Source organism: Acinetobacter gerneri DSM 14967 = CIP 107464 = MTCC 9824 (assembly GCF_000368565.1).
GTDB lineage: Bacteria > Pseudomonadota > Gammaproteobacteria > Pseudomonadales > Moraxellaceae > Acinetobacter > Acinetobacter gerneri.
Map to the genome: position 1 here is coordinate 19,142 of NZ_KB849537.1, position 25,607 is coordinate 44,748.

A 25,607-nucleotide genomic window follows, 5' to 3' on the forward strand; every position below is an offset into this window, starting at 1 on the left:
ATCACCCCAATTTTTTACGTAAAGACAAACGTGAAGCATTGATCAGCACCAGTGCATAAATCAATAAAATTCCACATTCTTTAAAAATTAATGCCCAGTCATTGCCACTCAAAAATAGTGTTTTTAATAACTGCATAAAATGCGTTGCAGGTAAAAGTTGGCTAATAAATTGCACAATATAAGGCTGATTACTGAGATCAAATACAAAACCTGAAAGCATCATGGCAGGCATAAAACTAATCAACATTGCCAATTGACTGGCTTGAAACTGCCCTTTGGCATAGCCAGAAATCGTTAACCCAAGCGCCAACGACACCACAAGATACAGCATTGAAACTAAAATAATCGCACCTAGTGAACCTCGAATAGGAACATGAAAAATGAAATAACTCGCCAATAAACAAAGCACCAAATCAATCACACCAATAATCAAATAAGGTGCTAACTTGGCAAGCACTAATTCCAAAGGTCGAACTGGTGTGACAAACAATGCCTCTAAAGTTCCTCTTTCACGTTCTCTTGCAATCAATAAAGCCGTTAAAAATGCACCGATTAATGTCAAAATGAGCACCATCAATCCGGGCACTAAAAACCAAGTACTATTACTTGCCTCATTGAACCACATCCGTTGTTCTATGCTGATTGAGCCGACGCTACTTGATGAATTTGCACGATCAGATTGAATACCTGAAACTGTTGAAATTGCGCCAAGCACATAGCCCTGTAGCGAATTAGCGACTGTGGTATTGGCACCGTTTAAAATCAATTGAATCTGAGCTTGTCCCTGTGTTTGCTCATCTGCAAAATTGGCAGGAATATGCAAAATAGCATCCGTTTTATGCTGCATCAGTGCATTTTCAGCAGATTTAAAATCATGGAAATATTCAGCTTGTAGATATTTACTGCTGGATAAACCATTCCAGATTTGTACTGTTTGCGGGGTATCCTGATCAACCACAACTGCAACTCTAGCTTTGCTTAAATCAAATGAAAGCCCGTATCCAAAAAGTAAAATGAGCACAATCGGCAATAATAGTCCTACACCGAGGTTACTTTTATCACGTAACAATTGTTTTGATTCTTTGACAATGAGTGAGCATAAGCGCTGAAAATTTGTAGAGTAACTCATCCTGCCTCCACTTTATTTTGTCGTGATTTTTCACGTGCCTGTTCAACAATTGCAATAAAGGCGCTATTCATATCATGCACATTGTTCAATCCAGCTTGTTCACGAACTTGTTTCGGCGATCCCAATGCAAGCATTTTTCCAGCATCTTGTATGGCTATACGATCACAATATTCAGCTTCTTCCATAAAATGAGTGGTGACAATAACCGTAATGCCTTTGTTTGCCAGTTCACCGATGCTGTACCAAAATGAACGTCTTGCAACTGGATCAATGCCACTGGTCGGCTCATCCAAAAAGACGATTTCTGGTTCATGTACCAATGCCACTGCCATCGATAAGCGTTGCTTATATCCCCCTGGTAAATCACCACTATTGGCATTTTCATCGAGATTAAATTGTTTTAAAACTTTCGCTATATGTTGCTTTAAGGTCTTGCCGCATAAGCCATAAGCACCCGCAAAAAAAGTTAAATTTTCACGTACTGAAAGATTGGAATACAACGCAAATTTCTGTGAAACATAACCAATTTTTCCACGTGCCTTTGCTCGGGCATGACGCAAATTGACACCTGCAACTTCTAAAAATCCACTTGTCGCAGGCAATAATCCACATAACATCCTAAATGTTGTGGTTTTCCCTGCGCCATTTGGACCCAATAGTCCAAAAATTTCGCCACGTTTTACTTCAAATGAGGTATTGGCAACTGCAGTAAATTCTCCAAATTTTCGTACTAAATCTTTAACGACAATGACGGGTTCATTTGTATCGATTTCTGTATCAGTCGACGATGATTGATTATTTTCATAAAGCTGCGTACCAGTATTTGCTTCAGTATTGGCTTTGTGTAGCAGCATCATAAACGCATCTTCAAGTTCTGCTTCACGTGAAACAGCTTGAGTATTTTCAGGGAAAATATGTTTTATCTTTTCGATGTTCGACTGAAAACTAATAAAGCGAACCAGATCACCTTTGGGCACGGCATCAATAATATCTTGGGTTTGTTCGAGTAGATGCGCCTGTAAAACCCGTGATTTCATCTGTGCAGGAGGCTTAATCTGCCAAGTTAATCCCTGTACTAATGAAGTAATTTCAAGCGGAGTTCCCTGCTGTAAAATTCGACCTTGGTACATCACAAAAACTTGATCACAACGTTCTGCTTCGTCCATATAAGCTGTACTAATAATGACACTCAATTGTTCTTGCTTGACCAGCTCTTCAATAATCTTCCATAGGTCACGGCGAGATAAAGGATCTACCCCCACACTAGGCTCATCGAGCAGTAACAATTGTGGAGAACGAACCAAAGTGCAGGCCAAACCTAGTTTTTGTTTCATACCACCCGATAAATTTCCAGCAAGCCGATCTGTAAATCGTGTTAAATCGGTAATACTCAACAAACGAGCAAATCTTTCCTGACGCATTTCATGTGAAATACCATGTAAATCTGCGTATAAATCTAAATTTTCTTGAACGCTCAAATCTTCATACAAACCAAATTTTTGTGGCATATAACTGATCTGATCTTGTATTTGCTGCGGATGTTTTTCAACATCAATGCCCAATACCTGCAACGATCCTGACGTTGGAGCATAGAGTCCTGCAATCATTCTCAAAAAAGTACTTTTGCCTGCACCATCAGGACCGACTAGCGCTGATATTTGCCCAGACTTCAAAGTCAAATTTAATTGATCAATCGCGATAATATCTGACTGATTTTTTTGCTCAGCTTTAAAATGGCAACTCAAATTTTGTGCTTCTACGACATTGATCAACTCAGACATAGATTTACTCTTTGGCTTGATTTTTCTGTAGTTTGACCGTGACAGGTTGTCCCATTTTCAAGCGATCTTTTGCATCATCAACGTATATGCGCACTTCATAAACCAGATTGGTTCTCAAGTCCTCTGTTTGCACCGTTTTTGGCGTAAACTCAGCAACAGATGAGATATAACCAATTTTCCCAATAATGGCTTGATCTGGATTGGCATCGGTATAAACCTGCGCAGCTTCGCCCATAGTGACCGAACTTAAATCAGTTTCACTGACATAAACCCGAATCCATTTAGGATCCGTCAGCGCCAAGGTATATACAGGCTTCTGTGCAGTGGTCATGTCACCGGGTTCCTGCAAACGTGCACGTACGATCGCATGCACAGGTGAACGTAAATCCGCTTGCGAAAGTTGATATTTCAATAAATTTAAATTGGCTTCTGCTGCTTTAAACTGAGCCAATGTTGCTTCACGTTGCTCTTGTCGGTCGCCTAAAAGCCTTAAATCTAAAGCTGCTTGCGCCACTTTTACCGAAGCTTCAGTCGTACTTTTTTTGCTTTTGGCAGCATCAAGTTCTTGCTTACTAATCGCATGACCACTGGTATCGTTATAAATCGTTTTCACACGATTATAATCAACCAATGCTTTGGCCTGCTCAGCTTGTGCAGAGGTTAATTGCGCCCGAGCCTGTGCGATTTCTTCGGGTCTAGCACCGACTTTTTGTTGTTTTACAGCTTGAGCTTGTATATCCAAATTTGCTTCAGCTTGTGCGATTTGAATCTTGAGTGCATTGACATCCAACTGTCCAAGAACCTGTCCTTTACTGACCCTATCTCCTTCTTGAACTGTCAACGATTGGATGCGCCCTGCATTTTCAAATGCCAAAGACACCTGCCGAATATCAACATTCCCATATAAAGTTAACTGTGTATCATCCTGATTTTTACTGTGATAAATCCAGTACCCTACTGCCGAAACAAGCAGCAATATCACAACACCCGCAACGATGAATTTCTTATTCATTGAAAAATAGACCTTTAAGCTGTCTGATCTGTTTTAGATCGCATAGTTTAAATTTAATTTAAATTTAAACTTAATTGCTCAAAAATGATATATTTATCTAAAGAAAAATTTGTAATAGGCTTTCATTTAACATTAACCTCATGTTTATCAATATTTTTTTAAATATGCGTTTTTTTAACACAATATATTTGGCTAAATTTTTAATTCTATTTAAACTATTGCCCGATATAAGCAACAAGGTTTTGATGAGATCAGCATGGGTAGAGCAAATCGAAGTGATGGCGATGTGACTAAAATAAAAATTTTAGAAGCAGCTGGAGAATTGATTGCTGAAAAAGGTTTCGCAAAATCATCTAATAAAGAGATTGCTCAAAAGGCTGAAGTCGATTTAGCCACCATCAATTATCATTTTGGTGGGCGTGATGGTTTGCATCGTGCGGTGATTTCAGTGGCTCATAAGTATTATTTAGATGCCAATGAACTTGCAAAACTAGCAGAAAATGATATACCTGCTGAAGATAAATTGAATCTATTTTTTAGAACAATCTTGAGTAAATTAAGCGGGAAAAAAAATTGGTATGCACAAGTTTTTGCCCAAGAATTACTCTCACCATCTTTGCAACTTGCTGATTTTATTCAAACTGAAGGTTTTGAAAAGTTTTATTTGATACGTAAAATCGTCAGTCAAGTTGCGGGTATTGATGAAAATTCACCTAAAATCTTACCATGTATGGTCAGTATCGTTACCCCTTGTATGATGCTTGTCGTTGCAGGTCAACGTCTCCCCCACCCAAATATGTTCAGCCCAATTATGAGTATGGATAGTACTGCTCTAGCTGAGCATTTTACTAAGTTTTGTATGGCGGGCTTAAAGGCGACTGCTATGGGAAATAGACATGGTTCAAACTAATTTTTATTGGTGAAAATTTAGACTTTATGATGTGACAAACCGAAGTCCCTTAAATACAAAAGTAAATATAGCTAAAATTAATAGATTTAGCACATACTCTAAAACACCTTGTGGTGGATTTTTGGCAATATAAAATCCATATATCAATAAAGCGAATAATAGTAAAAAGAACTTCATACACTTGCCCCATAAAAAGTATTTCATTTCCAAAAGTTTAAAAATAGCAACAATATTATTTAAAATTCTTATATTTGATTTCTATTTTATCATCATTGTAAAACAAAAAACCCAGCTTTCGCTGGGTTTCTTTAAATCAATTCAGAGCTTAGTGAGCAGCGAATTGGTTCATTGTGTTTTTAGCATCGTCATGCGCTTTCAATGCATTGTCACCAGAGAAGATTTCTTTGTGATCATCACCGATGTCAGAACCAGCCATTGCTTGGTGTTTAACACAAGAAATTGTACCGCGGATTTCTTTACGTTGAACGCCAGCAACATAAGCAAGCATACCTTGGTCGCCGAAGTAACCTTGAGCAAGCTCATGAGTAGAAAGAGCAGCTGTGTGGTAAGTCGGAAGTGTGATCAAGTGATGGAACACACCAGCTTCACGAGAAGCATCAGCTTGGAATGTACGTACTTTCTCATCAGCATCAGCAGCTAAGTCAGTGTTGTCGTATTCAGCGCTCATCAACTTAGCACGGTCGTAAGCAGAAACGTCTTTACCTTCAGCAACCCAACGGTCGTAAGCTTGTTGACGGAAGTTTAAAGTCCAGTTGAACGATGGAGAGTTGTTGTAAACAAGTTTAGCATTTGGAACAACTTCTTTAACACGGTTCACCATGTGAGCGATTTCTTCAACGTTTGGAGTCGCAGTTTCGATCCAAAGAAGGTCAGCACCGTTTTGTAAGCTAGACACACAGTCAAGTACAACGCGGTCGATTTGAGTGCCTTCACGGAACTGATACAAACCAGAAGCTAAACGTTTAGGACGGTGTAATTTACCATCACGTTTGATCAAGATTTCGTCTTCTTGAGCATCAGCGATGTCAATTTCTTGAGTATCTAAGTAGCTGATGTATTGAGAAGCGATGTCGCCTGGCTCTTTAACCACTGGGATTTTTTGAGTCAAGTCAGCGCCTTCAGAGTCAGTACGTGCAACGATGATACCGTCATCAAGACCCATTTCTAAGAATGCATAACGTAATGCATGGATTTTAGAGATGAAGTCTTCATGTGGAACTGTAACTTTACCAGCTTGGTGACCACATTGTTTAGCATCAGATACTTGGTTTTCGATTTGAAGCGCACAAGCACCAGCTTCGATCATTTTCTTAGCAAGTAAGTAAGTTGCTTCTTCGTTACCGAAACCAGCGTCGATGTCAGCAATAATTGGCACAACGTGAGTTTGGAAGTTGTCGATTTGTGAAGTGATTTCAGCAGCTTTAGCAGTATCGCCAGCTTCTTGAGCTTTTTTAAGCGCACGGAACAAATCGTTTAATTCTTTAGCATCAGCTTGGCGTAAGAAAGTATAGATTTCTTCGATTAACGCAGGAACTGAAGTTTTTTCGTGCATAGATTGGTCAGGAAGTGGACCGAATTCTGAACGAAGAGCAGCAACCATCCAACCAGAAAGGTAGATATAACGTTTGCTAGTAGTACCAAAATATTTTTTGTTCGCAATCATTTTTTGTTGTGCGATAAAGCCGTGCCAGCAACCCAAAGATTGAGTGTATTTGCTAGAATCAGCATCATATTCTGCCATATCACGACGCATAATTGCAGCTGTATATTTAGCAATGTCTAAACCAGTTTTGAAACGGTTTTGCATTTGCATACGTGCAGCATCTTCAGGACTGATGTCTGCCCAAGTGTTGCCGAATTTTGCTTTTAATTCGCGGATTGCATCAATCGCTGTTTGGTATGTAGTCATGATATTTTCCTGTAATAATAATAGGATTTCATCAGTCGAAGGCTTAAAATCTAGCGGTATTTATTTGTTCAGATTTCAGGCGCTTCGTTAGGATGAATACAGCTTAGATTGAGAAAAAAAATTAATCCAATATTCTAGGTTAATTCTCAGTATTTTTTTAAAAAATATATAGATCAAAGTCGTATTATAATTGTGATGATATTTTACAAGTTATTGTTTTATAACATTATATATAAATTTTAGTTTTTAATTTTTTGTATGATATACATACAAATCAAGTTTAAAATGATTATTAGACTTAAGTCGAGGTCAAATCAAAATTGGACATCAAACGTGTAAATCACTGTCAAAAAGGTCAATAGATCATCAATTTTATAAATACATTTTGCCCAATAATTCAGCATTTTTGAATAATATTTTTATTCTTAAATATCATTTTATTTGTTTTAATGAATTTAACGCGGGTATTTTGCTACTGCCAAAACAGCAACAAGATTTAGTATATAAGTATAAAAGGATATTTCAGCTGATCAATCCAACGTACCCATCTATTCAAACAAAAAATAATGCGAGAAAAAAATGTCGAAATTTAAAGCCATCCCAGTATTGTCTACAGTGATCATGTGCTTTTGCATTTCTATCACTGCTGTTGCAAAAAATTCGCCTCAACTTTCAGATCAGAAGCCCCAAAAAAGTGTGGCTGATACTTATGCTGATCTAAAGTCACAAGCCAGAAATAACCCATCAGTAGTTGAAATCATCACTTCTCCTGACGGATGGCAAGTGGTTTATGAAAAGAAAATAGATCGAACGGTCGTTTGGTCATTTACTCCAAAGACTGAAAAAGCCTACCCTGCTTTTGTACGTAGAGAAGTTACAGCAAAAGATGGCTTAGTCATGCGAGTGGTTTGTGAGGCTAAAAAACAAGACTGTGATGCCTTAGTCGAAACATTCAATCGAATGAATGCCGAAGCAATCGAAGAAGCTCAGTAAAATTCAGTTGTGAAAGTTCGACAGCCCCTAAAATACTGGCTTTAAAAGCTGAGTTTTAAAGCCAAAATAAAGATGAAACAACAGCTTGCTTATCGTATTTCAATGCAGGTGTTGCTGACATTTCAACTTAGTCACAATCATAAGTGAATAATGCTGTTAATTTCGTCAATTTCTAACACAAATCCGATTGCTTATGGCATAATCCCTACTTGATTTCATGATTTTATTTTCGGTATTTTTTTTATGAATCTTGAGCGGGTCGATCTCAACTTATTAATCTATCTTGACGTACTTCTTCGTGAAAAAAATGTCACTCGTGCCGCAGAACAATTAGGGGTAACCCAACCTGCAATGAGTAACATTTTACGCCGTTTACGTAATCTGTTTAATGATCCGCTTTTAATTCGTTCTTCTGAAGGTATGACACCGACTGAACGTGCGCTCGAATTGCAACCTCGTATTCGTGATGCACTGTCAGATTTGTCGATGATCTTAGAACCTCGTACCGAATTTAGACCTTATACCTCAAATCGTGTTTTCCGTATCATGACTTCGGACTATGCTGAGGCGACTCTGGTTCCTCGTTTAGTTAAAGCATTGCGCTCAGAAGCACCCAATGTCGTTTTGGACTTTTTAACACCGAGTGACGTGTCTTATCGTGATATGGAACAAGGTAAAGTTGATTTAGCGATTAACCGATTTAATGAAATCCCGCAAAGTTTTCACCAAGTTCTCGTTTGGCGTGACAGTTTTTCATGCCTACTCAACAACAAACACCCTGCGGTCAATAACCTCAATCTAAAAAGCTATCTAGATGCACAGCATATTTGGGTATCAAAAACTGGTATGGGCGTAGGCTTTGGGGTAAATCCTGAGAAACAAGCAGGTTTAGGCTGGATCGATCAAGCTTTAGAACGTATTGGGCAAAAACGTAAAATTTCAGTATTTACGCGTCATTATCAAATGCCAGGCTTATTGGCAGCAAATGTAGACCTGATTGCAACTTTACCGACACGTATTGCACGTCTTCAAGCCAAAAGTCAAAATCTGGTACTTAAAGATCCACCGTTTTATATTCCAGAATTTGAATTGAAAATGGCATGGTGCCCTCTTCTACATCATCATCCTGCACATCGTTGGTTACGCCAGTTGATTTTGTATGTTGCACGTCAAATGATCGAAGAAGAAAATCGTGAGTTTTTAATGAATAATTCACATTTTTCTCAATATTAAAATTATTTTTCTTATCTTCTACGCTTTTCAAGACTATACTTCCATCTAGGTGCTGATGAATTTCACCACCTAGATGTTTTTTATGTTAAAAAATATCTCATAATAATGACAAAACACAGGTGATTTGTGAGTCTTTTTCAGAATATTGTGATCATTGCTATCTTGATCGCTGGTGCTGGATTTTTATCATTAACTGAAATTGCACTTGCAGGTGCTCGAAAAGTTAAGCTGAAAATTTTGGCAGAAGCGGGAGATGAAAGAGCACAAAAGGTATTAGATCTTCAAGCGAACTCAGCAGATTTTTTTGCTGCATCGCAAATTGGTTTAAATGCCGTTGCCATCTTAGGTGGTATTTTAGGTGAAGGTGCGTTTCGCCCTTATTTCCTCAGCTTTGTTTCACGTTTTTATTCTGGTCAATGGGCTGAAACCATCAGCTTCTCTCTCTCATTCACTTTAGTGACGTCCTTATTTATTTTATTTGCTGACTTGATGCCAAAGCGTTTGGCGATGATTGCACCAGAAAAAATTGCAGTTTCAGTCATCAATCCCATCCAAATTTTCATCGTGATCTGTAAGCCTTTGGCTTGGATCATCAATGCGATTGCCAACCTGTTATTCCGTTTGTTTAAAGTCAATACGACGCGTGATGACAATATTACCTTTGATGATATCTCCGCAGTTATGGATGCAGGTGCTCAAGCGGGTGTATTACAAAAACAAGAGCATCATTTTATTGAAAATGTATTTGAGCTCGAAGAACGTAATGTTCCATCTAGTATGACGACGCGTGAAAATGTCATTTACTTTACTTTAAAAGAAACCGAAGACAGTATCCGCCAAAAACTTGCCGAATATCCTTATTCTAAGTTTTTAGTCTGTAATGAAAATATCGACGAAGTAATTGGCTATGTTGATGCCAAAGATATTTTGGTACGTATTTTAAATAATCAAAAAATCAATCAGCTGAATGAATCTACGATTCGTACCGTATTGACTATTCCTGATACGCTAACCCTGTCAGAACTGTTGGACCGTTTTAGATCAACTAAAGAAAAATTTGCAGTTGTAATCAATGAATATGCGCTCGTTGTCGGTGTGATTACCCTTTCTGACATCATGATCACCGTAATGGGTGATTGGGTCACACCGATGGAAGAAGAACAGCAAATTATTAAACGTGATAACAACTCATGGCTCATCGAGGGTAGTACCCCAATCGAAGATGTCATGCATGCTTTAACCATTGATGAAATGCCTGATCAAGAAAATTATGAAACTTTGGCAGGCTTTATGATGTATAAACTGCGCAAGATTCCACGTCCTGCAGATACTGTCATTTTCGGGACCTATAAATTTGAAGTGGTTGATGTTGATCATTTTAAAATCGATCAGTTACTTGTCACTCGATTATTAGAAGATAAAATTGAACAAATTGAAGATCTCGGTGAAAATTAGACCTTAAAATGCAATATTACAAAACCTGACTATTGTCAGGTTTTTATTTAAATAACAATAACTTTCTTTTATTTGAGTATCTTCAATAATTTTATTGATGTTTATCACATTTTTTTAATAAATATTATCTGATTTCACATTTTTTAAAGATTATTTTTATTATTAACTTTCTTTAATAATATGCTCAATGCACAAAGCTAGAACAAAAACTCAATTCAAAGGAATGTTTATATGTTGACCCTATTAGGTCTTGGCATGATTATTTGCTTTATGTACTTAATCATGTCCAAGCGTTTATCTGCACTTGTCGCACTGACCATAATTCCAATACTTTTTGCACTGATTACTTATGCTTTGAGTTTCTTTGTTGATGGTTTATCAGGATTTCATATCAATGAACTCGGCGATATGATGCTTGATGGTATAAAAAAACTTGCGCCTACTGGTGTAATGCTTTTATTCGCGATTCTTTATTTCGCAATCATGATTGATACAGGATTGTTTGATCCTTCTGTAAAATGGATTTTGAAAATGGTCAAAGGTGATCCTTTAAAGGTCACATTGGGTACTATTACCCTCACTTTGATCGTATCGCTTGATGGCGACGGTTCAACAACTTATATGATCTGTGTAGCAGCGATGCTCCCGCTATATAAACGTATTGGGATGAGTCCTTTGGTCATGGCCTGCTTGATGATGCTGGCAAGTGGTATCATGAATTTAACACCTTGGGGTGGTCCAACAGCTCGTGCTGCAAGTGCCTTACATGTAGATCCAAATGACATTTTTGTACCAATGATCTTGCCAATGTTATTTGCGATTGCTTGGCTGTATTTCGTTGGGTTTATGTATGGTCGTATGGAACGCAAACGTCTAGGTATTGTTGAACTGGATATTAGTCACGGTGACAACATCCAGATCTCTCAAGAACCTGAAGCAAATCGTGCACATTTAAGATGGTTTAATGGTTTATTGACGCTTGTGCTGATGATTTGTTTAGTCAAAAGTGTGTTGCCTTCCTCTATCTTATTTATGATCGCATTGAGTATCGCGCTTATCGTCAATTATCCAAATCTAGATATGCAAAAACGTCTTGTTGCCAATCATTCTGCCAGTGCTTTAGCTGTTGTCGGAATTATTTTTGCCGCAGGTATTTTTACTGGCATCTTATCAGGTACAGGTATGGTTGATGCTATGTCTAAAGAATTGGTTGCGATTATTCCAGAAAGTATGGGACCTTATTTAGCACCGATTACCGCGATTATTAGTATGCCTCTGACTTTCTTTATGTCCAATGATGCATTCTATTTTGGCGTATTACCTGTTTTATCAGAAGCCGCCGCACATTATGGCATCACTCCTGTTGAAATGGCTCGTGCTTCAATTGTGGGACAACCTGTGCATCTACTCTCGCCGCTTGTGCCATCAACATACTTATTATGCGGCTTAGCGGGAATTGGTTTTGGTGACCATCAAAAATTTACCATCAAATGGGCAATCATTACTTGCTTAGTCATGTTAGCTGCTTCTGTGATTTTTGGTATGTTCCCACTTTATTCTCAGATTCCACATTGATTGAAGTATTTAATTCATTCTCTAAACTAAAAAAGAGCGCATAAGCGCTCTTTTTTATCTGCAATATAAAATGATCAATGTACGCGAGTGAGTAAAGCTTTTAACACTTCTTGATAATGAATCATAATATCTTCAGATAAAATCTTGTAGGCATTGTCAAATTGCACCATAGGCCAGCCCTCTTTCCAGAAAGGGAAAATATTGTGCAAATCATGCGTTACGGTCGCTTCTTCACGCGTAATCGCCTGAGCAACTTGAGCCAAAACTTGTGCAGTTTCAGCACCATCAATTTTTAAATAATCAATACCTTGCGCTTTTAAAATACGGATACGATCTTTTTTATATTTGATTTTTTTTGCTTGCGCAGGATTTAAATTCAATGCCAAAGTGACAGCTTCAACAAATTTATCCTCAAACTCTTTGTGCAACTCGACCAAAGCCAATTTATGCGCTTCTTGACGACCTGCTTTGCCCCCATTTCGAATCATCTCTTGTGCTTTAGCATCTAACTCGTCATTTTGCATAGACTGTAAAATGTCTAAAATTTCAATATCGCTTAACGCGTGTGGAGATTGTTCTGTCATGAGTGACCTAAAAGAATGAGCAAAGGCATATTGTCGCACAAATTGCCCATGAAAGAATAATAAATTCGCTCAACATAAATCGGCTTGCTCATTTGCTCATTCTGTGATTAAAAATTAGATAAATCATATGAAAATGTGGGATACAAAAATGAAAGCAGTTGCTTATATCAAACCTTATCCGATCGATACTGCAAATGTATTTGAAGATATAGAGGTAGAAAAGCCTATAGCTCAAGGTCACGACATTTTAGTTGAGGTGAAAGCGATCTCGGTCAATCCTGTCGATATCAAAATGCGTCAACGCACTTCACCTGACAATGAAAATTGGAAAATACTCGGGCATGATGCAGCAGGCATTGTCGTGGCTGTAGGCGAAAAAGTTGAAAATTTTAAAATTGGTGATGAGGTATTTTATGCAGGATCAAACCAAAGAAATGGCTCTTATGCTGAATACCAATTGGTTGATGAAAGAATCGTAGGTCACAAACCCAAGAGCATTGATTTTGCGGAGGCAGCAGCTTTACCTTTGACCTCGATTACGGCTTGGGAAATGCTCTTTGATCGTTTAAAAATACAAGAACAAAATCCTGAACAAAATGCGACTATTCTCGTGATTGGTGCAGCAGGTGGTGTGGGTTCAATTACCGTTCAATTATTGAAAAGATTGAGTACGCTAAAAGTAATTGCAACCGCCTCGCGCCCAGAATCAAAAGCATGGTTAGAAAAAATTGGGGCTGATTATATTATTGATCATCGGCAATCCATGCCTGAGCAAATTGCCCAGCTGGGTTTAGATGCGCCAAATTATATATTTTCCATAACAGGTACAGATCAACATCGTCAAGCGATCGCTGAAATCATTGCACCACAAGGTCATTTTGGTCTGATCGACGACCCTGACAATTTTGTAATTAATCCATTTAAAATCAAATCAGTCGCTATCCATTGGGAATCAATGTTTACCCGTTCGACATTTCAAACAGTAGATATGGCGCGCCAAGGTGAGATCTTGGATAAAATTGCTGAACAAATTGATCAAGCTAAAATCACCTCAACACTTGCAAAACATCTAGGAACCATAAATGCAGCTAATATTACAGAAGCACATCGTTTGATTGAAAGCGGTACGAGTATCGGCAAAATTGTATTGGAAGGCTTTTAAAATGAATCAGGGGGAATGATTTTTACATCATTCACCCTGATATTAAGCATCTATTCTTTCAATTTTTAGGTAAAAAAATTAAATGACTTCTACTACAATTTTGCCAATATGATCACCGACATCCATCGCAATATGCGCATCTACGATTTGATCAAACTTAAACGTTTTAAAAATCATCGGTAGACATTCACCTTTTGCCCAAAGTGGCGCAACATTATCCATCAAACCCTGTGCGATTTCAGCTTTCTCAGCAGTATTACGCGCACGCATGGTCGAGCCTGTGATGGTCAAACGCTTCATCATAATTTGACCTAACTTGACCTCTTTCGCTTTTGCACCACCTAAAAATGCAATATAAACCAAACGACCATCACGACGTAAAAGGTTCAGATTTCGCTCCAAATATGGTGCGCCAACCATATCTAAAATAACATCGACACCTTTATTGTCTGTTTTTTCATTGATATATGTTTCAAAATCTTGGGTTTTATAATTGATCGCATCGGTTAAATCAGAGATGGCTTGTGCCTTATCATCCGAACCTACAGTAGAAAAAGTTTTGATACCAAATGCACGGCACAACATTAAAGCCGTCGTACCAATACCACTTGATCCACCATGAATGAGTGCAGTTTCACCTTGTTTTGCTCGACCCATTTGAAAGACATTTGCCCAAACGGTAAAAAATGTTTCAGGTATCGCTGCAGCTTGCACATAGCTCACGCCATTTGGAATCGCTATAGTCTGTGACTCAGGTACAACACAATACTCAGCATAGCCACCGCCATTGGTTAAACCGCAAACTTGATCGCCAACTTTAAATTTTTCTACATTTTCACCAACAGCAACAACCTCACCCGCAACCTCTAAACCCGGTACAGGCGTTACACCAGCAGGCATCGGATACAAACCTTGACGCTGTAAAATATCAGGGCGATTGATCCCAAATGCATGAACTTTAACTAGAACTTCATCAGATTTTGGTTCAGGTGTTGCTGTTGCAATGATTGCTAATTTTTCTGGTCCACCTGCTTCTGTGATCACCACATGTTGCATTTGATTTGGAATACTCATCTGACGCCCCTGCGTTAATTGTTCATTCAAATTTTTCATCTATTTGAACATAACACTTTAAAATAGTGAATAAAACGGTACAAAGGTATACAACTTTGCAGTCCTTGTTAAATGATAAAAAAGTGAGCAAATTTAGCCAAAGCATTTCCTTTTCAAAGGCTCGAAATTGACGATTGCGAATCTTAATTTTATGAAATGAATATTTAAATTTCCCTCTCCTTTTTTAAGGATGAGGGTTAGGGTGAGGATTCTATTAAAAATATCCCCTCATCCTAACCTTCTCCCAAAGTGAGAAGGAACTTTCAACATTAATTTTAGAATTATAAAAATAGCCTATTTAAAATAATAAATAATCTAAATATAGAAATTGCAACACACAGTTAAAATAAATATTTATATAATCAGTTTATGGTATATATAGTAATTAACAAAAACAATAATAACCGCAACATTTATACACTAGTGTATCTTTTACCGGCTCTGTAATTTTTCAAAATCATTAAAGATATAAAAACTCAAATGAACTTTATAAAAAATCAGCAACAGCAACGGGTTTTCTACATTACTGTGTTTGTACTACTCTGGGGTGGTGCTGCCATCTTTACCAAATGGGGCTTACAGCATAGTAATGCTTTAGCATTTTTATTTTTTAGGTTTCTAATTTCTACAGCTTTGATCTTTATCTATTGTATTTTAAGCAAACAGTCTTTTTTACCTCAAAATACTTCTTATCGATATGTTGCATTAACTGGTTTATTTTTAATCACAGGTTATACGCTATTTTATTTCCTGTCTTTACAATATGGCATATCACCGGGTTTATTGGCTACAATTTTAGCTTTACAGCCTATTTTAACTTTTTTTATAACTGAAAAATCATATTCAAAAATTAAACTATTTGGGCTCATCTTAAGTTTTATCGGAATTATTTTCTTAGTTTATAATAATTTATTTGTAAATAAACTATCTGTACTCGCCACTATATTTTCGATTTTATGCTTATTATGTATTACTGTTGGCGTGATATTCCAAAGAAAAATCGTTGAAAAACCTTGGCAAGTATTACCTTTACAATATGCACTTGCTTTGATTTTTATGGCATTAATAATTCCTTTTCAAAATTTCCACTTCGAAATGAATTATGCATTTTGGATCCCTGTATTATGGCAAGGGATTATTGTTTCAGTGATTGCACAGCTTATTTTTTATAAACTTTTGCAATCGGGAAATTTGGTCAATACCACCAGCTTATTTTATCTTGTACCACTGGTTACACTTGTTTTAGATTTTTTGATTTTTAGAACAGAGCTACATGTTTTTGATTATGTTGGAATTATTGCAATATTGAGTGGTGTATATTTGGTGTATAGAAAACCAAATATAAAAGAAAACTAAATATTCTCTCTATAAGCATGATCAATGATTTTGAAAATTTCGATTATAAAAAAACCCACTGAATGAATAAGGCTCGCAAGTTAATCATTTTAAATCCCCCCAACCCTCCTTAAAAAAAGGAGGGAACATTCCTAATCCTAAAATTCATTTAGCTTTTAGGCATTCCCCTCTTTAAAAAGAGGCTCGGGAGCATTTTATTTTGAATATTAATCCAAAATTTTAACTCATCAGCATTACATCAATCAGTGGGTTTTACTCAGTCCGATATTATAATCGAACCAATTTGACCACTTGTTCAGCGAGTTCTTCAACATTTGCTGTCAAGAAGCTGACATCTGTACCTTGCTCAAGTGTTGTTAAAACCACGATTCCTGTTTCACGAAGTAATGTTACTTGCTCTGCAGTCAAATCAGCTTTTGCAATCGCTACCACGCCTTGTTGAATCAATAAACTTTCAACTTTTTGAGCTTGTGCAATCGCTTCACTTGAAACTTGAACAGCAGCAGGTTTTTGACCTAAACGTGCAGCGCGATCTTCAGCAGATACTGGTGATTGATCCGCAGTCCATTCTACTGCTGCTTCAACCATACCCGCGCCAACAGTCACGTTGCTTAAACGATCGATGAAAATAAATGAACCTGTATAGCGACTATCTTGGTAACGGTCAAATACAACTGGTGCATCAAATTCAACTACAACATTGGCAATCGCATTGAGATCAAGTTGTTCAACTTGCATTTGCTCAAGAGTATTGACGTTAGTACGGTAGTTAATTTTCGATACTTTAGCAGGAACCGTTTGTGTACCGATTTTCACATTATAAAGTTTGCCAACAACCAATGGATGATCATTCATCCAAACCACGGTTGCATCTACACGACGTGAAATCAGCGGTTGCTCGCCTGCTTTAACCAACATGTTGCCACGAGAAATATCAATTTCATCGTTCAAAGTTAAAGTGACTGCTTGACCTGCAATCGCTTGTTGCAGATTGCCATCATAAGTCACGATTTCTTTGATGCTAGATTTTTTACCTGATGGTAAAGCGATAATCTCATCACCAACATTGATTTCACCTAATGCAATCGTACCTGCAAAACCACGGAAATCGAGGTTTGGACGGTTGACATACTGCACAGGGAATCGGAATTCATGCTTACTCGTATCACGTGAAATTTCTACGGTTTCCAAGATATTCATCAAGGTTTTACCGTTGTACCACGGTGTATTTTCTGATTTATTTACGACGTTATCGCCATTCAATGCAGAAATCGGTACAAAAAGAATATTTTCAGGACGGCGATCACCAAGCTGACTCACAAAGGCATCGTATTCGGCTTGAATTTCATTGAAACGTGTTTCAGAAAATTCAACCAAATCCATTTTGTTAATCGCAACGACAATATTGCGAATACCCAAAAGGCTTGCGATAAAAGTATGACGACGTGTTTGAGTTTGCACACCATAACGCGCATCAATCAAGATAATTGCAAGATCCGCAGTCGATGCACCTGTTGCCATGTTACGAGTATATTGCTCGTGCCCCGGTGTATCAGCGATGATGAACTTACGTTTTTCAGTTGAGAAATAACGATAAGCTACATCAATGGTAATCCCTTGCTCACGTTCAGCTTGTAAGCCATCAACAAGTAATGCCAAGTCAGGTGCATCACCTGTTGTCCCGACTTTTTTAGAATCACGTGTTACGGCTTGCAATTGATCTTCATAAATCAATTTTGAATCATAAAGTAAACGTCCGATGAGGGTAGATTTCCCGTCATCTACGTTACCGCAAGTCAAAAAACGCAAAAGGTCTTTTTGTTCATGTTGTTTTAAATATGCCAAGATGTCTTGGCTAATCAATTCTGATTGATGAGACATTGCTCACAGCTCCACAAATTCTTTGAAATCGTTTTCTTTAATCCCCCTATTTCCCCCTTTATAAAAAGCGGGACTTTCTCCTCTCTTTTTCAAAGAGAGGTCGGGAGAGATTCTTAGAAGTAGCCTTCTTGCTTTTTCTTTTCCATCGAGCCAGCTTCATCATGGTCAATCATACGACCTTGACGTTCAGAGCTTGTGGCAAGCAACATTTCTTGGATAATTTCCGGCAAGGTATTTGCAGTTGACTCAACCGCACCTGTTAATGGATAACAACCCAAAGTACGGAAACGTACTGATTTCATTTGTGGAACTTCACCTTCATTTAAACGCATACGATCATCATCGACCATGATCAAAGTACCACTACGTTCAACGACAGGACGCTCAGCAGCATAATAAAGCGGAACAATTGGAATTTGCTCAAGGAAAATATATTGCCAAATATCAAGCTCAGTCCAGTTTGATAATGGGAATACACGAATACTTTCACCTTTGTTCACTTTACCGTTGTAGAGATTCCAAAGTTCAGGACGTTGGTTTTTAGGATCCCAACGGTGTTTATTGTCACGGAATGAATAAACACGTTCTTTTGCACGTGATTTTTCTTCATCACGGCGCGCACCACCAAAGGCAGCATCGAACTGATATTTGTCCAAAGCTTGTTTTAAGCCTTGAGTTTTCATGATGTCGGTATATTTTGAACTACCATAATCAAATGGGTTTACACCAGCCTCACGACCTTCCTTATTTTGATGTACGATAATATCTAGATCATAATTTTTCGCCATTTCATCGCGAAATTTGATCATATCTTTAAATTTCCAACCTGTATCGACATGCAATAATGGGAATGGAAGTTTTGCAGGATAAAATGCTTTCATGGCAAGATGTAGCATCACAGCTGAATCTTTACCAATCGAATATAACATCACCGGATTTTCAAATTCGGCAGCTACTTCACGGATAATATGAATACTCTCAGCTTCAAGCTGTTTAAGATGAGTAAGTCTTTCCTCTGTTATTGACATCGACAACACCGGTTTTGTAGATAACGTGCTTATTACACATATAAGAATATTTATTCATTATAGTGATTTAAAACTTGATTCTTTTGCTCGATTTTTTATATTCATATGACAAAAGATCATATACAAAATTTAAAAGGAGCTTTGATGAACACAAATATCATCTCATTATCAGATATTTCTTTTGAACAGTGGGCACCACTTTGGCAGGGTTATTTGACCTTTTATAAATCAAAGATGTCTGATGCACAAATAAGTTTATCTTGGAAGCGTATCACCAATTCTGCACAGCAAGATATGTTCGGATTTGCGATGGAAATAGATGGAAAAATCGTAGGATTTGTCCACCTTATCTCCCATATGAGTATGTGGACTGAAAAACCGTATTGTTATTTGCAAGATTTATTTGTTGATGAACATTATCGTAATCAAGGTTTAGCTCGAAAACTAATTGAACATGCTTATCAGGTTTGTGCAAATGATTTTGACCGTGTCTATTGGCTCACTCAAGCTGACAACCATACTGCGCAGTTACTTTATGATCGCATTGCAGATAAGACAGGATTTATCCAGTATAAACATAGCTTGGTTTAATGCTTTTTTACTTATCCCGTGAAATTTCAAATAATCAATAACCAACTACATAATAAATAGAAAAAAAGCCCGACATCCTGTCGAGCTTTTTTCGTATTGGTTTGCTAGGTATAACTCCTGTCCTACCTCACATCCTGATGCTAGAACCGTTTATTGTTGTTTTGTGTTCCGAGACTTCCTGTCCCTATGTTTGATATATTAACTTGACCACTGACCTTCGCCTATTCGCTATTTCCCTAAATTGATGTAAGCCAAAACCGACAAGGTGGTACTAACTTTCTACGGCTTTGAGTGCTTTTTGATGCCGTATCGAAGCTAAACTATGGATAATCATCCCAATAATAATCAGCGCTACACCCAATAATGCTGTCCGAGATGGTAAAGCCATACCAAAAATCAAGATTTCACCAAGTAAAGTAAATAAGACCTCACCTGATTGAGTTGCCTCTACGATCGCCAATTGGTTTTGATTTTTATGAACCAAACTGGTAGCCGTAAAAAATAATAATGTTGCAATCACCCCTGAAAATAACGCCACCAAAAAGGCTTGATAGACCTGAGACATAGAAGGTGCACCATGTTCTACGCCACCAATAATCGATAAAACCAACCAAAATGGCAAACTGGCAATAGTCATATTCAATACCCGTTCAGGCGTTTGGATCTTGTCCTGACAGATTTGCATCATTTTCCGATTGCCCAGAGGATACATAAATGCTGCAAATACAACAGGTATCAAGCCAGCCAGCATTTGTTTAAAACTAATTTGGGTCATCTGATCCAGCAAAATCATAAACACACCGAGCAAAATCACCACAGACCATTTGATCTCGCTCCACGGAATTTTCACTTTATTTGAACTGGAAAATCCACCTAAAAATGGTACCAATAACGACCCTGCTATGATGGTAATTTGCCAAGTTCCCGCGACCAGCCAACCCGGTGAATAAATACTTGCAAAGGTTAAAGGAGCATAAAAAAGCCCAAAACCAACCGTACTCCACAATAGATAGGCAGAAAAATTTTCTCGCAAATGGGCAAAACTTGATTTCAATTTGCCACGAAAAGCCACGATCAACAGCAAAATCGGCGTCATAAACCAAAAGCGCAGTGATGAACTCCAAAGCCAACTTCCACCGCCTAACTCCATCGCACGATTTAAAATAAATGCAGATGAAAAAAAGCAAGAAGCTAAAATGCCATAAATAATTGCGCGCATTGTTCCAAACTCACCACTATATTGATCGAATTGTGACATTTCCAGTTGTGCGTTATACTACACAAGAAAACTATTGTACGTTATAACGCACGATTTGAATAGAACAATCCATCGAGATATTTGTATGACGATTTTGCTTGATCATATTGCTTTACAACTCAAGCAATTGCGCACTGAAAAAGGCTGGAGTCTAGATCAAACAGCAAAGCAAACGGGCATCAGCAAGGCGATGTTGGGGCAAATCGAACGTGGTGAAAGCAATCCAACTGTGCAAACGCTTTGGAAAATTGCGATGGGTTTTCATACCTCATTGAGTCATTTTTTACCTTTAGAACAAAAAGAACAGCATGTTTTGCAGCATCAAGATGAAGCGCTTTCCGTCAAAATTTTACAAGCTTATAACCCAGATTTGGCTTATGAAGTGCTTTTGATTTCGCTCAAAGCCAATACTATGCATCACTCATGCGCCCATGATACTGGCGTTATGGAAGATATTTTACCGCTTTCACATACAGTAAAACTTGGCTTAGAAAATGAGGTGATGACTGCAAAAATGGGCGAAGTTCTACGCTTTTCTGCGGATCAAAATCATGCCTATATCAATGAAAATAGTCATGAAATTCAATTTTATAATATTGTGCATTATCCAAAATAAACCAAATTCTTATTATCTAGAAAATTTAATCATCAAAAAAAAGCCTACAATAAAATGTAGGCTTTTTTCACTTTTCAAACTACTGATTACTAAATAAATCAATCAATACACGTTGTGCATTATGCGGTTCTTCACCATCAGCAGGTGCAGCACGTACCCAAGTTCCATCGCCTTGTAACAACCAAGACTGTTGATTATCTTTTAGATAATTGATCAAGCCTTGTTGATAAATACGTTTTTTCAAGCCAGCATCTTCGATAGGGAAACACACCTCTACACGATTGAACAAGTTACGATCCATCCAGTCCGCACTTGAACAATAAATTCGAGCATCGCCTGCATTACTAAAGTAATAAACACGCGTATGTTCCAAGAAACGTCCTACGATCGAACGTACACGAATATTTTCAGATAAATTTGGCAATCCCGGACGTAAGCAACAAATCGAACGAATAATCAGATCAATTTGCACACCTGCTTGTGAAGCTTCATACAATTTATTGATCAATTGAACTTCAGTTAATGCGTTCACTTTCACGATAATTTGCGCAGGTTTTCCAGCTTTAGCATTGGCAATTTCATCTTCAATGAAATTTAGCAACTGAGTATGCAAGGTAAATGGTGCATGAAGAAGTTTCTTCAGTTTTGCCATTTTGCCCATACCCGTTAGCTCTTGGAAAATACGATGCACATCTTCGCAAAGCTCTTTATCCGTGGTCATCAAACCATAGTCCGTATAGATTCTGGCATTGGTTGCGTGATAGTTACCTGTTCCAAGATGTACGTAGCGCACCAATTTATTATTTTCACGGCGTACAACCAAGATCATTTTGGCATGGGTTTTATATCCCACGATGCCATAAACAACCACAGCACCCGCTTCTTGCAATACATTGGCTACTGCGATGTTTGATTCTTCATCAAATCGTGCACGAAGCTCGATGACCGCAGTCACCTCTTTGCCATTGCGGGCTGCTTCCGCTAAAACCTGAACAATTTCAGAATCTGCACCACTACGATATAAAGTTTGTTTAATCGCAAGTACTTGTGGATCACGTGCAGCTTCACGTAATAAATTGATTACGGGGGCAAAAGATTCAAACGGATGGTGCAGCAAAATATCTTGCTTTTGCATCGCGGAAAAAATATTTTCCGTTTTTTTCAATACTTTTGGAATCGCAGGAGTATATGAATCATAACGCAAATGCGGCAGTTTAAAATTGGATACCAAACGTGCCAAGTTTACTGGACCATCTACTTTATAAAGCTGTTCTTGATCGAGATCGAACTCATCAAGTAAGTATTCATAAATATGTTGAGGACAATTTTCCGTCACTTCAAGACGAACAGCACGACCAAATCGACGTGAGCTTAACTCGCCTTTCAATGCTTTTGCCAAGTCTTCAACATCTTCGTTCAAAGCCAAGTCAGCATTACGTGTTACACGGAATTGATAACATCCTGTTGCGGTCATGCCTGGGAATAAATCTGAAACATGTTCATGGATAATCGCAGACAACATGACAAAATGTTCTTTGCCACCGGTCAATTCATCAGGCAAGCGCACGACACGTGGCAATGAACGAGGTGCAGGAACAACGGCTAAATCAATTTGACGACCAAACGCATCTTTACCTTCCAATGTCACGATAAAATTCAAGCTTTTATTGACTAAACGTGGGAATGGATGTGCAGGATCTAAGCTAATAGGTGTTAAAACAGGAGCAACTTGTTCTTGGAAATATTTTTTGACCCAAACAGATTGTGCAGGAGTCAGCTCACCGCGACGTAAAAAACAAATGTCCGCTTCACGTAATTTTGGAAAGATTTCTTCATTTAAAATACGATATTGACGTTCGATCGCCGCATGCGCAGTTTTAGAAATCGAATCTAAAACTTGTTTTGGTGTCAGACCATCTGGGCTATGGCTTTCATTGCCCAAAGTCAATTGTTCCATCACACCAGCAACACGGATTTCAAAAAATTCATCCATATTACGTGAAAAGATCAATAGAAAATTGAGGCGCTCAATCAATGGGTGCAATGGATCGACTGCCTGCTCCAATACACGCAGATGGAAGTCTAAAATCGACAATTCACGGTTGATATAACGATCATTATAAGTATATTCAGCGGGTGTCGTCGTTACAGCTGTATTCATGCCACAAACCTGAAACATTAGGGTTAATCCTAGTATGCTTCAAATTTGTGACAATTTCATAAAATTTCATGAAAACTGTTTTAAATTTTAAAAAATTTTCTGATTTAAAATCATTTTACATTACCCCATCTTTAAATTAATAAAGATCCAATGATCATTTATGATCTTGAAGATATTTTCATTGATCAATCTGGTATCCGTGTAGAGCGCATATACTTCATAATCAATCGCATACGGTATTGAAGTTTGTGATTGTTTCGATGATCTTGATAAAATTTTGGATCAGGTAAAATTGCCGCTAAAAATGCAGCTTGTGAACGAGTCAAACTTTTTGAACTTTTCCCAAAATAATAATGTGATGCCGCCTCGATACCAAAAAGATGATCACCAAATTCAACCGAGTTCATATACACTTCTAAAATTCGCTCTTTGGACCACATTCGTTCCATCATTGCTGTGGCAATCGCTTCCTGCCCTTTTCGTACAAATGAACGCTTATTAAATAAAAATAAGTTCTTTGCCAATTGCTGAGAAATCGTTGAACCGCCAGCCACCACTTTGTCATTTTTCAAATTTCGATGTAGCGCATCTTCAATTCCATTCCAGTCAAAGCCATGATGATCTACAAATTTTGCATCTTCAGCAGCGATCAAAGCATGTTTAAAATTATCACTAATCTCATCATAATCACGCCATTGATGCTGAATCGGAACTTGATCCGACCAATATGTGACACGCATCAACATCGTAGTTTCAACAGGATTGCTACGCCACCATGCCAAACTTGCAAAAATCCAAATCTGTACCAGTAAAAATAGACTGAATAAAATCAACAAAATACGAACAAAAATAGCTTTCATGTCAGCCCTTTACTCCTGATATTTTTCTATTTCATGCTAAGCTTGAAAAATTACTTTGACCAAATGAAATATAATAAATGACTGAATATACTCCACCGCCTGTTTATACACGACCAAGCTTAAAAATAGGTTTGGTTACCGTATTATTTATCGCCATCAATGTCGGTTTATTTATTTGGGAAATATTCATTGGTGTAGATATTAGCAACCCTCAAATTGCAGATGCAATCCGTTGGGGTGCAGATTTTGCTCCATTGACCTATTTATATGAACCCTATCGCATATTTACCAGCATGTTTTTTCATTTTGGTTTGATCCATCTGATGATGAATATGTGGGCATTATTTGTCTTTGGTAATACAGCTGAAATCTTATTTGGACGTGTCTTTTTCTTTGGCATGTACCTCCTAGCGGGACTTTCAGGTAGCTTACTCAGTGGCTATATCGATATTTATCATAGCTATGAACTATTGAAAAATTTCGATCCTTCGCTGTTACCTCGTGTAGGTGCTGGTGCTTCTGGTGCTGTAATGGGAATCGGTGGTGCACTGACCGCCTTGTCATTTTTTGCCCCATTACCACAACAAAGACTCATTTTAGATAAACGCTCCCTGATCACGATTATGGCGATTAACTTGGTTTTTGGTATCGTTGCGACAGGAATCAACAATGCTGCTCATGTCGGCGGTATGATTATGGGTGCGATTTTGGCGATTATTTGGTATTTGGCAGCCAAAAAAAATGCTGGAACATTCATATATATTTTGATCTTAATCATCGGCGCAGCAGCACTTTATGGGATTTATCTCTACCTAATGGCACAGGTTCAACCGATTGCACCCGTCTGGCAGGAAATCTGGATGCAAATGAAAAATCAGCTCGGCATAACTCACTAATATTTAAATAAAAATCAATTTATTAAGAATTTCAGCAATCAATCGAATGCCCTTCACTGAGCATTCGATTGATTTTTTTGCTT

21 protein-coding genes are annotated in these 25,607 nt (G+C 37.8%); 10 read left to right on the forward strand and 11 right to left on the reverse strand.

The window, feature by feature from the left end:
- Position 1 precedes the first annotated feature (1 nt).
- Genes F960_RS01855 through F960_RS01865 form a run of 3 tightly spaced genes read right to left on the reverse strand, consistent with a single transcriptional unit; the run spans position 2 to position 3,922 of the window.
- Entirely contained in the window at positions 2–1,129 is a 1,128-nt protein-coding gene (locus F960_RS01855) for an ABC transporter permease (RefSeq protein ID WP_004856688.1), read from the reverse strand.
- Entirely contained in the window at positions 1,126–2,910 is a 1,785-nt protein-coding gene (locus F960_RS01860) for an ATP-binding cassette domain-containing protein (RefSeq protein WP_004856692.1), read from the reverse strand. Before F960_RS01860 ends, F960_RS01855 begins: the two co-directional genes overlap by 4 nt.
- Before the next feature lie 4 nt (positions 2,911–2,914).
- A complete protein-coding gene (locus F960_RS01865; RefSeq protein WP_004856696.1) occupies positions 2,915–3,922 on the reverse strand; it encodes an HlyD family secretion protein in 1,008 nt (335 codons plus the stop codon).
- Between the two features lie 256 nt (positions 3,923–4,178).
- Here F960_RS01865 and F960_RS01870 point away from each other — a divergent pair, with 256 nt between their 5' ends.
- On the forward strand, positions 4,179–4,832 hold the full coding sequence (locus tag F960_RS01870) for a TetR/AcrR family transcriptional regulator (protein ID WP_004856698.1): 654 nt from the start codon (positions 4,179–4,181) through the stop codon (positions 4,830–4,832).
- Between the two features lie 325 nt (positions 4,833–5,157).
- Here F960_RS01870 and F960_RS01875 read toward each other — a convergent pair whose 3' ends face one another.
- Positions 5,158–6,762, reverse strand: a complete 1,605-nt coding sequence (locus tag F960_RS01875) for an isocitrate lyase (protein WP_004856700.1) — start codon at positions 6,760–6,762, stop codon at positions 5,158–5,160.
- A 579-nt stretch (positions 6,763–7,341) separates the two neighbouring features.
- Between F960_RS01875 and F960_RS21425 the strand changes: the two genes are divergently transcribed.
- The 4 genes from F960_RS21425 (at position 7,342) to F960_RS01895 (ending at position 12,018) form a co-directional block, all read left to right on the forward strand.
- Entirely contained in the window at positions 7,342–7,755 is a 414-nt protein-coding gene (locus F960_RS21425; RefSeq protein WP_004856703.1) for a hypothetical protein, read from the forward strand.
- A 243-nt stretch (positions 7,756–7,998) separates the two neighbouring features.
- On the forward strand, positions 7,999–8,988 hold the full coding sequence (locus tag F960_RS01885; protein ID WP_004856705.1) for a LysR family transcriptional regulator: 990 nt from the start codon (positions 7,999–8,001) through the stop codon (positions 8,986–8,988).
- A gap of 126 nt (positions 8,989–9,114) precedes the next feature.
- A complete protein-coding gene (gene paeA, locus F960_RS01890) occupies positions 9,115–10,443 on the forward strand; it encodes a polyamine export protein PaeA (protein ID WP_004856710.1) in 1,329 nt (442 codons plus the stop codon).
- Between the two features lie 231 nt (positions 10,444–10,674).
- Entirely contained in the window at positions 10,675–12,018 is a 1,344-nt protein-coding gene (locus F960_RS01895; protein ID WP_004856712.1) for a CitMHS family transporter, read from the forward strand.
- A 74-nt stretch (positions 12,019–12,092) separates the two neighbouring features.
- On the opposite strand, the gene F960_RS01900 is transcribed toward F960_RS01895, so the two are convergent.
- Positions 12,093–12,602: a hypothetical protein gene (locus tag F960_RS01900; RefSeq protein WP_004856713.1), complete on the reverse strand. Its 510-nt coding sequence runs from the start codon at positions 12,600–12,602 to the stop codon at positions 12,093–12,095.
- Positions 12,603–12,750: 148 nt separating this feature from the next.
- On the opposite strand from F960_RS01900, the gene F960_RS01905 reads away from it, so the two are divergent.
- Positions 12,751–13,764, forward strand: coding sequence for a zinc-binding alcohol dehydrogenase family protein (locus tag F960_RS01905; protein ID WP_004856717.1), 1,014 nt, complete (start codon positions 12,751–12,753; stop codon positions 13,762–13,764).
- Positions 13,765–13,842: 78 nt separating this feature from the next.
- Here the strand turns inward: F960_RS01905 and F960_RS01910 are convergent, their stop codons facing one another.
- On the reverse strand, positions 13,843–14,838 hold the full coding sequence (locus tag F960_RS01910; RefSeq protein WP_035373770.1) for an NAD(P)H-quinone oxidoreductase: 996 nt from the start codon (positions 14,836–14,838) through the stop codon (positions 13,843–13,845).
- Between the two features lie 519 nt (positions 14,839–15,357).
- Between F960_RS01910 and F960_RS01915 the strand changes: the two genes are divergently transcribed.
- Positions 15,358–16,233, forward strand: coding sequence for a DMT family transporter (locus F960_RS01915; RefSeq protein WP_004856723.1), 876 nt, complete (start codon positions 15,358–15,360; stop codon positions 16,231–16,233).
- A 267-nt stretch (positions 16,234–16,500) separates the two neighbouring features.
- Here F960_RS01915 and cysN read toward each other — a convergent pair whose 3' ends face one another.
- Together cysN and cysD are read right to left on the reverse strand one after the other, a co-directional pair.
- On the reverse strand, positions 16,501–18,114 hold the full coding sequence (gene cysN, locus F960_RS01920; RefSeq protein ID WP_004856724.1) for a sulfate adenylyltransferase subunit CysN: 1,614 nt from the start codon (positions 18,112–18,114) through the stop codon (positions 16,501–16,503).
- Between the two features lie 113 nt (positions 18,115–18,227).
- Positions 18,228–19,136 (reverse strand): sulfate adenylyltransferase subunit CysD, encoded by a 909-nt coding sequence (gene cysD, locus F960_RS01925; protein ID WP_171066239.1) that lies wholly within the window; start codon positions 19,134–19,136, stop codon positions 18,228–18,230.
- 150 nt (positions 19,137–19,286) lie between these two features.
- On the opposite strand from cysD, the gene F960_RS01930 reads away from it, so the two are divergent.
- Positions 19,287–19,733 carry a GNAT family N-acetyltransferase gene (locus F960_RS01930; protein WP_004856731.1) on the forward strand — a complete coding sequence of 149 codons (447 nt, stop codon included), beginning with the start codon at positions 19,287–19,289 and terminating at the stop codon, positions 19,731–19,733.
- A 271-nt stretch (positions 19,734–20,004) separates the two neighbouring features.
- Here F960_RS01930 and F960_RS01935 read toward each other — a convergent pair whose 3' ends face one another.
- Positions 20,005–20,991 carry a DMT family transporter gene (locus F960_RS01935; RefSeq protein ID WP_020846921.1) on the reverse strand — a complete coding sequence of 329 codons (987 nt, stop codon included), beginning with the start codon at positions 20,989–20,991 and terminating at the stop codon, positions 20,005–20,007.
- A gap of 85 nt (positions 20,992–21,076) precedes the next feature.
- On the opposite strand from F960_RS01935, the gene F960_RS01940 reads away from it, so the two are divergent.
- On the forward strand, positions 21,077–21,607 hold the full coding sequence (locus F960_RS01940; protein WP_004856738.1) for a helix-turn-helix domain-containing protein: 531 nt from the start codon (positions 21,077–21,079) through the stop codon (positions 21,605–21,607).
- Positions 21,608–21,686: 79 nt separating this feature from the next.
- Here F960_RS01940 and ppk1 read toward each other — a convergent pair whose 3' ends face one another.
- Both ppk1 and mtgA read right to left on the reverse strand, forming a co-directional pair.
- Positions 21,687–23,768: a polyphosphate kinase 1 gene (gene ppk1 / locus F960_RS01945; protein ID WP_035373768.1), complete on the reverse strand. Its 2,082-nt coding sequence runs from the start codon at positions 23,766–23,768 to the stop codon at positions 21,687–21,689.
- A gap of 185 nt (positions 23,769–23,953) precedes the next feature.
- Positions 23,954–24,628: a monofunctional biosynthetic peptidoglycan transglycosylase gene (gene mtgA / locus F960_RS01950; RefSeq protein WP_004856743.1), complete on the reverse strand. Its 675-nt coding sequence runs from the start codon at positions 24,626–24,628 to the stop codon at positions 23,954–23,956.
- Between the two features lie 77 nt (positions 24,629–24,705).
- Here mtgA and F960_RS01955 point away from each other — a divergent pair, with 77 nt between their 5' ends.
- Positions 24,706–25,524, forward strand: a complete 819-nt coding sequence (locus tag F960_RS01955; protein WP_004856747.1) for a rhomboid family intramembrane serine protease — start codon at positions 24,706–24,708, stop codon at positions 25,522–25,524.
- Positions 25,525–25,607: the final 83 nt, after the last annotated feature.

Bases quoted from the DNA above. Each gene is read 5' to 3' on its own strand.
- F960_RS01855 (WP_004856688.1), bottom strand. From the start codon at position 1,129: ATGAGTTACTCTACAAATTTTCAGCGCTTATGCTCACTCATTGTCAAA.
- F960_RS01860 (WP_004856692.1), bottom strand. From the start codon at position 2,910: ATGTCTGAGTTGATCAATGTCGTAGAAGCACAAAATTTGAGTTGCCAT.
- F960_RS01865 (WP_004856696.1), bottom strand. From the start codon at position 3,922: ATGAATAAGAAATTCATCGTTGCGGGTGTTGTGATATTGCTGCTTGTT.
- F960_RS01870 (WP_004856698.1), top strand. From the start codon at position 4,179: ATGGGTAGAGCAAATCGAAGTGATGGCGATGTGACTAAAATAAAAATT.
- F960_RS01875 (WP_004856700.1), bottom strand. From the start codon at position 6,762: ATGACTACATACCAAACAGCGATTGATGCAATCCGCGAATTAAAAGCA.
- F960_RS21425 (WP_004856703.1), top strand. From the start codon at position 7,342: ATGTCGAAATTTAAAGCCATCCCAGTATTGTCTACAGTGATCATGTGC.
- F960_RS01885 (WP_004856705.1), top strand. From the start codon at position 7,999: ATGAATCTTGAGCGGGTCGATCTCAACTTATTAATCTATCTTGACGTA.
- F960_RS01895 (WP_004856712.1), top strand. From the start codon at position 10,675: ATGTTGACCCTATTAGGTCTTGGCATGATTATTTGCTTTATGTACTTA.
- F960_RS01900 (WP_004856713.1), bottom strand. From the start codon at position 12,602: ATGACAGAACAATCTCCACACGCGTTAAGCGATATTGAAATTTTAGAC.
- F960_RS01905 (WP_004856717.1), top strand. From the start codon at position 12,751: ATGAAAGCAGTTGCTTATATCAAACCTTATCCGATCGATACTGCAAAT.
- F960_RS01910 (WP_035373770.1), bottom strand. From the start codon at position 14,838: ATGAGTATTCCAAATCAAATGCAACATGTGGTGATCACAGAAGCAGGT.
- F960_RS01915 (WP_004856723.1), top strand. From the start codon at position 15,358: ATGAACTTTATAAAAAATCAGCAACAGCAACGGGTTTTCTACATTACT.
- cysN (WP_004856724.1), bottom strand. From the start codon at position 18,114: ATGTCTCATCAATCAGAATTGATTAGCCAAGACATCTTGGCATATTTA.
- F960_RS01930 (WP_004856731.1), top strand. From the start codon at position 19,287: ATGAACACAAATATCATCTCATTATCAGATATTTCTTTTGAACAGTGG.
- F960_RS01935 (WP_020846921.1), bottom strand. From the start codon at position 20,991: ATGTCACAATTCGATCAATATAGTGGTGAGTTTGGAACAATGCGCGCA.
- F960_RS01940 (WP_004856738.1), top strand. From the start codon at position 21,077: ATGACGATTTTGCTTGATCATATTGCTTTACAACTCAAGCAATTGCGC.
- ppk1 (WP_035373768.1), bottom strand. From the start codon at position 23,768: ATGAATACAGCTGTAACGACGACACCCGCTGAATATACTTATAATGAT.
- mtgA (WP_004856743.1), bottom strand. From the start codon at position 24,628: ATGAAAGCTATTTTTGTTCGTATTTTGTTGATTTTATTCAGTCTATTT.
- F960_RS01955 (WP_004856747.1), top strand. From the start codon at position 24,706: ATGACTGAATATACTCCACCGCCTGTTTATACACGACCAAGCTTAAAA.